Below are 12,854 nucleotides of genomic sequence, written 5' to 3'. Positions count from 1 at the left end.
CTCAGTTCGGCGCCAGTTCAACGCTCACGGGTCAATGCTGAACCGTCAACGTTTAGAGGTTCGGGAACCAAATACCAATCTCGCGCTCAGCGGACTCCGGGGAATCGGAACCGTGAACAACGTTGTTAGCAACCTCAAGTGCGAAGTCACCGCGGATGGAGCCCGGAGTTGCGGCCTCAACCGGGTTAGTGCCGCCAGCGAGCTGACGCCAAGCAGCGATTGCGTTCGGGCCCTCGATAACACCAGCGACCAGCGGTGCAGAGGTGATGAAATCAACCAGCTCACCAAAGAACGGCTTATCGACGTGCTCTGCGTAGTGCTCCTTCGCAGTTGCCTCGTCAGCAACACGGAGGTCAAGCGCGACCAGCTTCAGGCCCTTGCGCTCGATGCGGGAGATAACTTCGCCGACCAGACCGCGGGAAACGCCGTCCGGCTTGATCAGAATAAGAGTACGTTCAGTCATGGTGAGCATCTTACTATGACAAACCCCGCTACACCGGAGTGGTGGTGCAGCGGGGTGAAAGTCGCGACTACGAGCGCGGGAGACTTACGAGTGCTGGGTGGTCAACAGACCGCGCTCCATACGCTGGAGGAGGTTCTTCCGCAGGTGCAGAATGTAGGCCCACACTAGTGCGAAGAAGATACCCACCACGCCCATGGACACATGCGTGAAGATAGCCAGCACACCAAAGACCTGCAGCACAATGTTGGCTTTCAGGGCCCAGGGCTGCTTCTGCAGGAAGGCCATCGCAATCAGAGCCAGGCCCAGGATGGTGATGTACGTAACCGAAAAGGTCTGGTTGATCTGGCCGTCGGGAATGCGCGTGACCACAGTCAGACCAAGCAGCACCGAAATAGCCTGCATAATCAGCGTGCCGGACATAACACCACGCAGACCCTTCAGCGGGTCCTTAGCCGGATCGTGTCCCGCACCGAGCGGACCATACTTGCCGCCCTCACTCAGGTCACGCCCCTCGCGGTAGGCGCGCAGGGCCTCGCGGTCGGCAGCGGTGTAGTCCTCCGCGCTATTGCCCTGTGGCTGGCTCGCCTGAGATTCGCTCATTGCGGGTCCTTTCCAAATAGTGTCCGGGCTTCGCCCGCAGTGACAACAGATCCAGTGACGATCACACCGGAACCAGAGACAATACCGTCTCCGGTGTCGGTTTCCTCAGCCAGTGCGACAGCTAGCTCAACGGCGGACGGCAGAGTTGGCACGCGATGCACGCGCTCCTCGCCGAAAATCTCCTCCGCGAGGTCAGCCAGGTCGTCGTAGTGCAGCGCACGCGGCGAGGTGTTCTGGGTGATAACCACTTCTTCGAAGTAGGGCTCCAGCTCAACCAGCAGCCCACGAGCATCCTTCTCCCCCAGCACCGACAGCACACCGATGACACGGCGGAAGTCGAACTCAGCGGAGAGGGCCGTGCGTAGCGCACGGGCACCGTGCGGATTGTGGGCGGCATCGATGAACACCGTCGGGGTCGAGCGCACGCGCTCCAGGCGGCCGGGCGATGCGACCGTCGCAAAGCCTTCGCGAACCGCATCAATGTTGAGCGGACGCCCCGGACCTGCGCCGAAGAACGCCTCCACCGCAGCCAGTGCTGTGGCTGCGTTACGCGCCTGATGCGGACCGTGCAGCGGCAGATGGATGTCGTCATACTCGCCGGCCAGGCCCTTGAGCGTCAGGTTCTGCCCGCCGACCGCCAGCTGATGACTGACGACGCCGTACTCAACTCCAGCGCGGGCGACGGAGGCGTCCATTTCCACGGCACGGCGCAAAACGACGTCCATTGCTTCCGGCTCTTGCTCGCCGACAATGGCGACATTGTCCGGTGGCGTGAGCAAGTCGTCCTTGTTCCACCGCGACTTGATGATGCCGGCCTTCTCAGAAGCGATTTCAGCCAGGGTATCGCCGAGGTACTCCGTGTGATCGAGACCGATTGGGCAGATGACTGCCACGTCGGCCTCCACCACGTTGGTCGCATCCCATGTGCCGCCCATGCCGACTTCCACCACGGCGACATCAACAGGAGCGTCGGCGAAGGCAGCGTAGGCCATGGCCGTGAGGACCTCGAACTTACTCATCTGCGGGCCGCCCTTTTCGGCGGACTTGGCGTCAACCATTTCCACGTAGGGCTGAATCTCGCGCCAGATGCGCACGTAATCGCGTGGATGAATGGGCTGGCCATCGATGGCGATGCGCTCGGTAACCAGCTGCAGATGCGGACTGGTGGTGCGGCCGGTGCGACGACCGAGAGCGCGCACCAGCGACTCAATCATGCGCACAGTGGAAGTCTTGCCATTCGTGCCGGCAACGTGAATGACCGGAGTGGCACGCTCAGGATGGCCAAGGATGTCCATCAGCATCTCGATTCGCTCGAGCGACGGGTCAATCTTGGTCTCCGGCCAGCGCTGATCCAGCTCGGCTTCCACCTCTGCGAGTTCGCGCAGTTCCTCTGCGGTGGCCTCCAGCGGAGCCGGCTCGTTGACTGGGCGATCCACATCCACCGGCAGGCTCAGGCCTTCCTCGGACACGGAGACCTCACCGAGGCGCATGTCATCGGGCATGCGGCCATCAGCCATCACACCGGCGATTTCACGAGGTTCGAGGTCCTCGACGATCTGAGAGTCAGCCGGATCGAATTCGAACTCACGCGCTGCGGTGGACTCTTCTCGCATCGCAGACTCTTCCTGCGTCACCGAATCGTCGCCGCCGCCAAGATTCAAACGAATCTCGCCTGCGGCCTCATCACGTGGTTCAGCATCCCGTGGATCGGTCATGCCTGCGGAAGTCCCTCCAAACGAGCCTTAATACGGTCAATCTCCTCCAGTGCGAACTGGTGGCGAGTCTTAATCTTCTCCACGACCTGCTCCGGAGCCTTGGACAGGAAGGCCTCGTTGCCGAGCTTCTTCTCGGTGCCGGCCAGTTCCTTCTCTGCCTTGGCCAGGTCCTTTTCCAGGCGCTTGCGTTCAGCGGCCACGTCGACGGTGCCGGAGGTATCCAGCTCGATCAGGACAGTGGCCTGAGACAGGCGCACCTCAATGGAAGCGGTAGCGGTGAATCCATCCTCCGGCGCCTCAGCACGAGCCAGCGAACGAATCATCTCTTCCTGAGCAGTCAGATCAGCATCCGCCAGGTTCATGCGTGCCGGCACGCGCTGCGACGGCTTCACACCCTGGTCATTGCGGAAACGACGCAGCTCGGTGACCAACTTCTGGGCATCGGCAATACGACGTGCGGCAACCTCGTCGACAGCAGCGCTGTCGGTGGTCATGGTTGCATCCGGCCAGGCGGAAATAACCAGAGAATCCTCGAAGCCCTCCGCGCCGTCGGTAAGCGCCTTCCACAGCGTCTCCGTGACGAACGGCATGGACGGGTGCAGCAGACGCAGCAGCGTATCCAGCACGCGGCCGAGAACCAGACGAGTGGAGGCGGCGCGGGCGGCCTGCTCCTCGGTCATGGTCTCGCCGTCGTTCAGGCGCGGGAAGTCAACCTTGGTCATCTCCAGGTACCAGTCACAGACCTCGTCCCATGCGAAGTGGTAGAGGGCCTCGTTGGCCTTGGAGAACTCGTACTTATCCAGCGCAGCGTCAACCTCGGCGCGGACCTGTTCCAGGCGGTCCAGGATCCAGCGGTCGGTGTCGGTGAGCTGGTCGCGGTCCGGCAGCTCGCCCACGTGGGCCCCGTTCATCAGCGCAAAGCGGGTGGCGTTGAACAGCTTGGTGGCGAAGTTACGGGAGCTCTGAGCGGCGTCATTACCGACCGGCAGGTCAGAGCCTGGGTTAGCGCCACGCGCCAGCGTGAAGCGAAGTGCGTCCGCACCGTAGTCACGGACCCAGTCCAGCGGGTCAATGCCATTGCCGAGGGACTTCGACATCTTGCGACCCTGCTCATCGCGGACCAGACCGTGCAGGAAGACATCCTTAAACGGCACCTGCGGACGACCGTCGCGCCCCTTACCCAGCGGTGAATCAGCCAGGGTGGCAGCAAAGGTCGAGAACATCATCATGCGCGCGACCCAGAAGAACAGAATGTCATAGCCGGTAACCAGTACGGATGTCGGGTAGAACTTCTCCAGCTCTGGGGTGGCTTCCGGCCAACCCATCGTGGAAAACGGCCACAGCGCAGACGAGAACCAGGTATCCAGCACGTCCGGATCCTGCGTCCAGCCCTCGCCCGTCGGAACCTCATCATCCGGGCCGACACAGACGACCTCGCCATTCGGGCCGTACCAAATCGGGATGCGGTGGCCCCACCACAGCTGGCGGGAAATACACCAGTCGTGCATGTCATCGACCCAATCGAACCAGCGCGGCTCCTGCGAAGCTGGGTGAATAACCGTGTCGCCCTCGCGAACAGCATCGCCGGACATCTTGGCCAGCTCATCGACCTTAACGAACCACTGCAGGCTCAGCAGCGGCTCAATCGGCTCACCCGAGCGCTCCGAGTGGCCGACCGAGTGAACGTACGGGCGGACCTCCTTGACAATGCGCCCCTGCTCACGCAGCGCCTCCGTCAGCGCAGTACGGGCTTCCGCACGATCCATGCCGTCGAAACGCGTGCCAGTGTTGAAGATACGGCCAGTGGTGTCGATGACCTCCGGCATATCCAGGTCGTGGCGCTGGCCCATAGCGAAGTCATTCGGATCGTGCGCCGGCGTGATCTTCACCGCGCCGGTACCGAACTCGCGGTCCACGTAGTCATCGGCGATGACCTGAATCTTCAGGTCCTCGCGGAACGGGTGGTCCAGAACCTTGCCCACCAGGTGCGTGTAGCGCTCATCCTCCGGGTGCACGGCAATTGCCACGTCACCCAGCATCGTCTCCACACGAGTCGTCGCCACAACAATGGAGTCCTCCCCATCGCCGTAGCGGAAAGACACGAGCTCGCCTTCAGCGTCCTCGTACTTGACCTCAATATCCGAGATTGCAGTCTGCAGCACTGGCGACCAGTTGACCATGCGCTTGGCGCGGTAAATCAGGCCGCGGTCAAACAGTTCCTTAAAAATCGTCTGAACCGCACGGGACAGGCCCTCGTCCAGAGTGAAGCGCTCACGTGACCAATCCAGGGAGTCACCAATCTGGCGCATCTGGTTGCCGATACGTCCGCCGTAATCGTGCTTCCACTCCCAGACCTTCTCCACGAATTCCTCGCGGCCGTAATCGAAGCGGTCCTTACCTTCGGACTCCTTCAGCATCGCCTCGACCTTGGTCTGAGTTGCGATACCCGCGTGGTCCATACCCGGCAGCCACAGCACCTCGTAGCCCTGCATGCGCTTACGGCGCACCAGCGCATCCATCAAAGTGTGGTCCAGTGCGTGGCCCATGTGCAGCTGACCCGTCACATTCGGCGGGGGCAGCACAATAGAGTAAGCCGGCTTGGAGCTAGACGGATCAGCCTCGAAATAGCCAGCGTCTACCCAGCCCTGGTACAGGTCCGACTCCACGTCAGCCGGGTTCCACGACTTGGGCAACTTATCTGCTCTGTTTAGGTCCACGTTGTTCTCAGTCACGCGTCACATCTTAGCGCCTTGCCCGGATTTGGTTTTCCAGGGGCTTTACGACGGCCCTTGCGCCCCACCCATATCTGCTATCAGCGACTTATGCACCGCCGAATTCAAGCCTTATTCTCGCTCCGAACCAAACCGTGATTACCGCGCAAAATAAAAGCGCTCTCTTGTGAAATCATCACAAGAGAGCGCCTCTAAACGGCCGTTGAACAGCTCTTAGACCAGCAGGTCCTTAACAGCCTCGCGCTCTTCGCGCAGTGCCTTGACGTTGCGCTCGATGCCAGCGCGCTGAACCTCGGAGAGATCCAGGCCCTCAACGCGAACCCACTCGCCGTCCTTGGCGTAGCACGGAACACCAGCGACCAGGCCCTCGTCGATGCCGTAGGAGCCGTCGGACGGAAGTGCGACAGAGACCCACTCGCCCTCTGGGGTACCCGTGACCCAGTCACGCATGTGGTCAACTGCGGCAGCTGCAGCGGAAGCTGCGGAGGAAGAACCGCGGACCTCGATGATTTCTGCGCCACGCTTCGCGACACGCGGGATGAAGTCCTGCTCGACCCACGCAGCGTCCACCTTGTCGGAGACCTTCTCGCCTGCAATGGTGGCGTAGGTGATGTCCGGGAACTGGTCTGCGGAGTGGTTACCCCAGACAATCATGTTCTTGATCTCAGTGGTCGGAACACCAATCTTTTCCGACAGCTGAGACAGGGAACGGTTGTGGTCCAGGCGCATCATGGCGGTGAAGCGCTCTGCCGGGATGTCCTTAGCGTGGGATGCGGCAATCATGGTGTTGGTGTTGGCCGGGTTGCCGACAACCAGAACCTTGATGTCGTCTGCTGCGTGATCATTCAGTGCAGCACCCTGCGGGCCGAAGATCTTGCCGTTGGCGCCCAGCAGTGCGGAGCGCTCCTCGCCCTTGCCGCGCGGCTTTGCACCGACCAGGAAGGCGGCGTTGGCACCGTCGAATGCCTTTGCCGGATCATCGGTGATGTTGATGCCAGTCAGAAGCGGGAAGGCGGAGTCAAACAGCTCCATGGCGACGCCTTCGGTGGCGTGCAGCGCCGGAGTGATCTCCAGCAGGTTCAACTCAACCGGGGTCTCAGGGCCGAAAACCGAACCGCTGGCAATGCGGAAGAGCAGGGAGTAAGCGATCTGTCCGGCGGCGCCGGTAACTGCAACCTTTACGGGAGTCTTGTTCACTTCAGGCCTTTCTCGAGAGAGAATCAATTCGCTGCCCACTCTAATGCGACTACAGAATTGGCGCAGACGGGGGCGATGCGCTCAGGCCATTTCTGAAAAACGGATAGCATTAGGCATGACTTACGGTCGTGTACTCATTTCACTAGAAAGAAGTCCGCGACTGACCAATTTCACCCCCGTTAGATAGCCAAAACCCCTTAGTCTCTCTCTAGTCCAAGCAAAGGATTTTCATGAAGTCTCCAGGCTCCTCTGATGCAATCCCCCATGCAGTCTTGGTGGCAGCACTTCAAGAATTCACCGCAAAGGGGTATGCAGATGCCCGTTTGGATGCCATTGCTGCCGCCTCTGGTGTCTCTAAGCGCATGCTTCACTACCACTGTGGTGACAAGTTGGGACTCTACAGGGCGACGTGGGCACATGTGCTGGAGACCGTAAGGCCTGACGACGACGACCTGCGCCCGCACTCCAATGTGCCGGTGGAAGCCCTGCAGCATGTGGTCGGTGTTATCTATGACTACTTCTCGGCGAACCCGCTCGCCGTGCGGTTCATCATCCAGGAAAACCTACATCCGGTCCTGCCGCTAGAAGGCGTGACTGGGCTTGGTGGTCAGAGCCCAATTGTTTTGGAGTTTGACCGCATCTTGTTGCTCGGCCGCGATTACGGTGCATTCCGCACTGACATTTCCGCACTTGATCTTTATATTCTCGTGCTCTCACTGGCCACCTTCCCCACCCTGCACCAACGGACTTTTGAAAACCTCTACGGCATTGAAATGCAGTCGACGGTGCTGTCGGACAAGCTGCGTGAGTTCGCACAGGACACCGTGACCAGCCTGTTGACATCCTCGCCTCGCAACGAACCGGGAAGCTCGTACACTTCCTTGCTGGCCTCCCATGGCGCGAACTCGTCCGCGCTTGGCGCAGAGGTCTATGGCGATCAGCCCAACCCAGAGACTCAGGACTTGGCTGCTGATGATGCCCCGGATTACCGCGACATCTACGGCATGGACGACTAGGGCTCCACACAGACATCAAAACCCGGTTAGAGCAGGCGCTCTAACCGGGTTTTCAGCTACCTTTACGCAGTCTTCTTGTCCGCGCTGCGTTCAACGAGTTCTGGCGCTGCACCGTCCGTGATGCATTCCTTGTGGACAATGACCTCCGCAACGTCGTCACGCTCTGGTACGTCGAACATCACGGGAACCAAGATTTCTTCCATGATGCCGCGCAGACCACGGGCGCCGGTATTGCGGCTAATCGCCTTGGCAGCAATGGCGCGCAGTGCCTCGTCGTCGATGGTGAGGCGCACACCATCCATGTCGAACAGGTGCTGGTATTGGCGGACCAGGGAGTTCTTGGGCTCGGTGAGTACGCGAACCAGCGCGTCCTCATCGAGGTTGGTGACCGATGCGATGACGGGCAGGCGACCAATGAACTCAGGGATCAGGCCGAATCGAACGAGGTCCTCCGGCAGCACGTCGCGGAATGGATCCTTCATATCCGCGTCGTTAGCCGAGGTGACATCTGCGCCGAAGCCCAGCCCCTTCTTACCGACACGCTCCTGCACGACCTTCTCCAGACCGGCAAACGCACCGGCGACGATGAACAGGACATTGGAGGTGTCGAACTGAATGAACTCCTGGTTTGGCAGCTTGCGCCCACCCTGCGGGGGCACGGCGGCTACGGTTCCCTCGAGAATCTTCAGCAGCGCCTGCTGCACACCTTCACCGGAGACATCGCGAGTGATAGAGGTGTTTTCAGACTTACGCGAGATCTTGTCAATCTCATCGACGTAAATGATGCCGCGCTGCGCCTTCTCGACGTCGAAATCAGTAGCCTGCAGCAACTTCAGCAGGATGTTCTCCACATCCTCACCGACATAGCCGGCCTCGGTCAGGCTGGTGGCGTCAGCGATTGCGAACGGCACATCCAGCTTGCGAGCCAGCGTCTGTGCCAGGTAGGTCTTGCCACAGCCTGTCGGCCCCAGCAAGAGAATGTTCGACTTCTGTAGCTCGACGTCGTTGTCCGACTTGGTCTCTGCAGCACGAAGGCGCTTGTAGTGGTTGTAGACCGCGACGGCTAGGGTGCGCTTTGCCATGTCCTGGCCGATGACGTACTCATCGAGGAAGTCGCGAATTTCCATCGGACGCGGCAGGCGGTCGTCGTTGCCAGTTGCCTCGCCGCCGGTGTTGAGCTCCTCTTCAATAATCTCGTTGCAGAGCTCGATGCACTCATTACAGATGTACACACCAGGTCCGGCAATCAGCTTTTTGACCTGCTTCTGACTCTTTCCACAGAAAGAGCACTTCAGCAAATCCGCACTTTCTTGCATACGCGCCATGAGGCTCCCGCCGCCGCCTTTCCGCTTCGTTGCCAATAACTGCTTCAGACCAGCCTACCGTGAGTGTGCGCAAATACCGGCTTCCACGCCAGGGGCGAGGCGAATTTCACGCGATCTCGCCCGGTGCTTTACGACGGCCAGTGCGCAGCACTCCAAAGAGACCATGTCCCCATTTAGGCGTTGTGCTTGCGGTACTCGAAGACCTGGTCGATGATGCCGTACTCGACGGCCTCTTCAGCGGTCAGGATCTTGTCACGGTCGGTGTCCTTGCGGATCTGCTCTGCAGTGCGACCGGAGTGGCGAGCCAACGTCTCCTCCATCAGCTTGCGCATGCGCTCGATTTCGTTCGCCTGAATCTCCAGGTCGGAAACCTGGCCCTGGATTCCCTGGGTAGCCGGCTGATGAATGAGAACGCGCGCATTCGGCAGAGCTGCACGCTTACCCGGTGCACCCGCAGCGAGCAGCACGGCTGCCGCGGAGGCAGCCTGGCCCAGGCACACGGTCTGCACGTCGGGACGCACGTACTGCATCGTGTCGTAGATGGCCATCAGCGAGGTGAAGGAGCCGCCTGGGGAATTGATGTACATCGTGATGTCACGATCCGGGTCCAGGCCCTCAAGCACCAGCAACTGCGCCATGATGTCGTTAGCGGCGGTGTCATCGACCTGGGAGCCGAGGAAGATAATGCGCTCTTCGAAGAGCTTGTTGTATGGGTTGGATTCCTTAGCACCAAAGCTGGAGTGCTCCACGAAAGAAGGAAGCACGTAGCGCGACTGCGGCATCTGCATATTGTTCATCTCCATGTTGATTAAATCGCCTCTAATTATTCGCTACTGTCCGCTTTTAGCGTGCGGTGTCCTTGAGAGCGGTCACGACGTGGTCAACCAGGCCGTATTCCTTAGCCTCAGCTGCGGTAAACCAGCGGTCGCGGTCCGAGTCTTCCTCAATGCGCTCGACCGGCTGACCGGTGTGCTGCGCAATCAGACGAGCCATCTCCTTCTTGGTGGCAGCGAACTGCTCAGCCTGAATGGTGATGTCGGATGCGGTACCGCCAATACCTGCAGATGGTTGGTGCATCATAATGCGGGCGTGCGGCAGTGCGTAACGCTTGCCCTTAGCACCTGCGGCGAGCAGGAACTGACCCATGGAAGCTGCCAAGCCCATGCCGTAGGTAGCCACGTCGCACGGAACAAACTGCATGGTGTCGTAAATGGCCATGCCGGCGGTGACGGAGCCACCCGGGGAGTTAATGTACAGCGAGATATCCGCCTCCGGGTCCTCAGCTGCCAGGAGCAGCATCTGACCGCAGAGCTTGTTGGCAATCTCGTCGTCGACCTGCTCACCCAGCCAAATAATGCGCTCCTTGAGCAGCTTGTCGAAAACCGTGTTCGTCGACATCTGGGCGTTATCGCTCATCTGTGTACTCCTTCTTCGTACGTGTGCGAGTTTGTCGTTCACTAGAGGGTAACGAAAAGGGCCGTCCCTTTGTTTCAGGAACGGCCCTTGTTCGCTATAAGCGTTGCAGCATAAGGAATGCGTCGCGCTAACGGCGGGGCTTACTCAGCCGAGTTGTCCTCAGCCTTGTCGGACTCAGCCTTCTCAGCCTCAGCTTCGACCTCACCGAAGTACTCGTTCAGATCGATTTCGTTGCCCTCAGTGTCCTTGGCGGAAGCCTTCAGGATCGAGGTGGCCAGAGCCTTGCCGCGGCGAACGTCTGCAAACAGGTTGCCGAGCTGGCCGGACTGCTGAATCTGCTGGATGAACTGGTTCGGGTCCATGCCGTAGGACTGAGCAGTGAACAGGATGTGGTCGGTGAGCTCCTGCTGGGAAACGTCCGGCTGGATCTCCTCAGCCAGTGCATCCAGGAACAGCTGGGTGCGAACAGCTTCCTCAGCGGACTTCTTGGAGTCCTCGTCGAACTGCTCACGAGTGGTGCCCTGGGCCTCCAGCATGGAGTTCAGAACCTTCTCGTCGCCGCCGAACTGACCCAGCAGCTGCTGCAGCTGGCCCTCGACCTGCTCCTTGACAACACCCTCCGGAAGAGCGATTGTGGTCTGCTCCATTGCGGCAGCCAGGACCTTGTCGCGGACCTGCTGAGCCTGTTCGCCCTTCTTGGTGTTCTCGACCTGGCGTGCCAGGTCTTCCTTCAGCTCCTCGATGGTGTCGAACTCGGAAGCCATCTGAGCGAAGTCGTCGTCAGCTTCCGGCAGCTCGCGGACCTTGACGGACTGAACGGTAACGGTGACCTGAGCGTCCTCGCCCTCGTGCTCGCCAGCAACCAGCTTGGTGGTGAATTCCTTGGACTCGCCCTGGGACAGGCCAACAACAGCCTCATCCAGGCCGTCAATCAGATCGTCGGAGCCAACCTGGTAGGACAGTCCCTCGGTGGAAGCCTCTTCCAGCTCTTCACCGTCGATAGTGGCGGACAGGTCGATGGAGACGAAGTCATCCTTCTCAACTGCGCGCTCAACGCCGGTCAGGGTGCCGAAGCGAGCGAGCAGGTTCTGCAGCTCAGCCTCAACAGCTTCCTCGTCGGCGACCAGCGGGTCAACCTCAACTGCGATGTCCTCGAACTTCGGCAGCCCAATCTCCGGACGGACGTCGACCTCAGCGGTGAACTCGACGAGCTCGCCGTCTTCCAGCTTGGTGATGTCAACCTCAGGCTGACCGATAACCTTCAGCTCCTCCTCGCGAACGACCTCGTCGTAGCGGGACGGAACCATGTCGTTGAGCACCTGCTCCAGGATTGGGCCGCGGCCGAAGCGGGCCTCAATCAGCTTTGCCGGTGCCTTGCCCTTACGGAAGCCCGGAATCTGGACCTGCTGAGCCAGTGCCTTGTAGGCATTGTCGAACTCTGGCTTCAGCTCGTCAAACGGGACCTCGACGGTAATCTTCACTCGGGTCTCATTGAGCTTCTCAACGGAAGACTTCACTGGTGCACTCTCCTGCAACTCGATGATTAATTCATAGACCACGGGAGTGCCCGTGATACTGGTCGGGGTAGCGGGATTTGAACCCACGGCCTTCCGCTCCCAAAGCGGACGCGCTACCAAGCTGCGCCATACCCCGTATGCGTCATTCGAAACCTAGCAGAAACCCCTTTGGAGCATCTGCACCGGGGCCCTCATAGTCGCGAAATCGCGTTTCCACAACGGACCCGTATAGATTTACCTGACGATTAACGAAATCACAAAACCACGCGTTCAACCAGGCCATTACTCTGTCTGAAAACGCTTTACGACGCCATCGAGAGCCAACCTGCCAACTACTACTGGTTTCATGAAATCCATGCATATCACAGGGCGTTTGCATCACCTCGGCACTGCTTTTGGCGGCCTCGTTTACTGCAAACACTCCATTCGTCGGCCGACCCTCCAAAGAAGCCGCCTAAAACGACTGCCCCTTTGTTGAGTCGTGTGACAGTGTAATCAACGGCTATACGCCTGTTTCATATACCCCATATTGCTTTAGTTTCATTTTCTGTTTTTCCCGGCCACAGCCACTTTTCTTTAAATCCTTCGAGAAAAACCTGGCATCGATTTTTGTATGTGCGCTTTAACGAGTTAATATGCCTTGTACCAAGACACGGTCTGGTTGAGGCGAGTGCGCATCTAAACCGGATTTCTGTCTATGGGGATGTCGTATAGTGGCTAATACCTCAGCCTTCCAAGCTGAAGACGCGGGTTCGATTCCCGTCATCCCCTCCATGTGAAAGCACCCTCCGGCCAGCGTCGGAGGGTGTTCTTCTTTTTGACGGGATCCGTCCCGAAATCGGGTTAAGTAGCAAAAAGTGTGTCCGCTCGGCG

10 protein-coding genes and 2 tRNA genes are annotated in these 12,854 nt (G+C 59.6%); 2 read left to right on the top strand and 10 right to left on the bottom strand.

Going from position 1 to position 12,854, the window contains the following annotated elements; all coding sequences use genetic code 11:
• Nucleotides 1-52 precede the first annotated feature (52 nt).
• The 5 genes from ndk to HMPREF2920_RS09365 all read right to left on the bottom strand — a co-directional run bounded on the left by ndk (nt 53) and on the right by HMPREF2920_RS09365 (nt 6,707).
• Nucleotides 53-463 carry a nucleoside-diphosphate kinase gene (ndk, locus tag HMPREF2920_RS09385; protein WP_038629458.1) on the bottom strand — a complete coding sequence of 137 codons (411 nt, stop codon included), beginning with the start codon at nt 461-463 and terminating at the stop codon, nt 53-55.
• A gap of 84 nt (nt 464-547) precedes the next feature.
• Nucleotides 548-1,063 carry a DUF4233 domain-containing protein gene (locus HMPREF2920_RS09380; RefSeq protein ID WP_070595796.1) on the bottom strand — a complete coding sequence of 172 codons (516 nt, stop codon included), beginning with the start codon at nt 1,061-1,063 and terminating at the stop codon, nt 548-550.
• Nucleotides 1,060-2,565, bottom strand: a complete 1,506-nt coding sequence (locus HMPREF2920_RS09375) for a bifunctional tetrahydrofolate synthase/dihydrofolate synthase (protein ID WP_231367219.1) — start codon at nt 2,563-2,565, stop codon at nt 1,060-1,062. The genes HMPREF2920_RS09380 and HMPREF2920_RS09375 overlap by 4 nt, the downstream gene beginning before the upstream one ends.
• A 209-nt stretch (nt 2,566-2,774) precedes the next feature.
• Nucleotides 2,775-5,510 carry a valine--tRNA ligase gene (locus tag HMPREF2920_RS09370; protein WP_070595798.1) on the bottom strand — a complete coding sequence of 912 codons (2,736 nt, stop codon included), beginning with the start codon at nt 5,508-5,510 and terminating at the stop codon, nt 2,775-2,777.
• 213 nt (nt 5,511-5,723) lie between these two features.
• On the bottom strand, nt 5,724-6,707 hold the full coding sequence (locus HMPREF2920_RS09365; RefSeq protein WP_016422306.1) for a malate dehydrogenase: 984 nt from the start codon (nt 6,705-6,707) through the stop codon (nt 5,724-5,726).
• 230 nt (nt 6,708-6,937) lie between these two features.
• Here HMPREF2920_RS09365 and HMPREF2920_RS09360 point away from each other — a divergent pair, with 230 nt between their 5' ends.
• A complete protein-coding gene (locus tag HMPREF2920_RS09360; RefSeq protein WP_049190863.1) occupies nt 6,938-7,723 on the top strand; it encodes a TetR/AcrR family transcriptional regulator in 786 nt (261 codons plus the stop codon).
• 62 nt (nt 7,724-7,785) lie between these two features.
• Here the strand turns inward: HMPREF2920_RS09360 and clpX are convergent, their stop codons facing one another.
• The 5 genes from clpX to HMPREF2920_RS09335 form a co-directional block, all read right to left on the bottom strand.
• Complete coding sequence (gene clpX, locus HMPREF2920_RS09355; protein WP_048735141.1) at nt 7,786-9,048, bottom strand: ATP-dependent Clp protease ATP-binding subunit ClpX; 1,263 nt, start codon at nt 9,046-9,048, stop codon at nt 7,786-7,788.
• A gap of 173 nt (nt 9,049-9,221) precedes the next feature.
• Nucleotides 9,222-9,845, bottom strand: coding sequence for an ATP-dependent Clp protease proteolytic subunit (locus HMPREF2920_RS09350; RefSeq protein WP_369707172.1), 624 nt, complete (start codon nt 9,843-9,845; stop codon nt 9,222-9,224).
• A 46-nt stretch (nt 9,846-9,891) separates the two neighbouring features.
• Entirely contained in the window at nt 9,892-10,464 is a 573-nt protein-coding gene (locus HMPREF2920_RS09345; protein ID WP_016422302.1) for an ATP-dependent Clp protease proteolytic subunit, read from the bottom strand.
• Between the two features lie 140 nt (nt 10,465-10,604).
• Complete coding sequence (gene tig / locus HMPREF2920_RS09340) at nt 10,605-12,068, bottom strand: trigger factor (protein ID WP_083295680.1); 1,464 nt, start codon at nt 12,066-12,068, stop codon at nt 10,605-10,607.
• Nucleotides 12,041-12,117, bottom strand: a tRNA-Pro gene (locus tag HMPREF2920_RS09335). Before HMPREF2920_RS09335 ends, tig begins: the two co-directional genes overlap by 28 nt.
• 563 nt (nt 12,118-12,680) lie before the next feature.
• Between HMPREF2920_RS09335 and HMPREF2920_RS09330 the strand changes: the two genes are divergently transcribed.
• A tRNA-Gly gene (locus HMPREF2920_RS09330) sits at nt 12,681-12,755 on the top strand.
• Nucleotides 12,756-12,854: the final 99 nt, after the last annotated feature.

Source organism: Corynebacterium sp. HMSC075F02 (assembly GCF_001838335.1).
In the GTDB taxonomy this organism is placed as follows: Bacteria; Actinomycetota; Actinomycetes; order Mycobacteriales; family Mycobacteriaceae; genus Corynebacterium; species Corynebacterium jeikeium_D.
Note: the sequence above shows the minus strand (reverse complement) of the source record. Positions and strands in the feature narration are given on the sequence as shown.

Coding starts and splice junctions, on each gene's coding strand:
- ndk (WP_038629458.1), bottom strand. CDS start 463: ATGACTGAACGTACTCTTATTCTGATCAAGCCGGACGGCGTTTCCCGC.
- HMPREF2920_RS09380 (WP_070595796.1), bottom strand. CDS start 1,063: ATGAGCGAATCTCAGGCGAGCCAGCCACAGGGCAATAGCGCGGAGGAC.
- HMPREF2920_RS09375 (WP_231367219.1), bottom strand. CDS start 2,565: ATGCCCGATGACATGCGCCTCGGTGAGGTCTCCGTGTCCGAGGAAGGC.
- HMPREF2920_RS09360 (WP_049190863.1), top strand. CDS start 6,938: ATGAAGTCTCCAGGCTCCTCTGATGCAATCCCCCATGCAGTCTTGGTG.
- clpX (WP_048735141.1), bottom strand. CDS start 9,048: ATGGCGCGTATGCAAGAAAGTGCGGATTTGCTGAAGTGCTCTTTCTGT.
- HMPREF2920_RS09350 (WP_369707172.1), bottom strand. CDS start 9,845: ATGAACAATATGCAGATGCCGCAGTCGCGCTACGTGCTTCCTTCTTTC.
- HMPREF2920_RS09345 (WP_016422302.1), bottom strand. CDS start 10,464: ATGAGCGATAACGCCCAGATGTCGACGAACACGGTTTTCGACAAGCTG.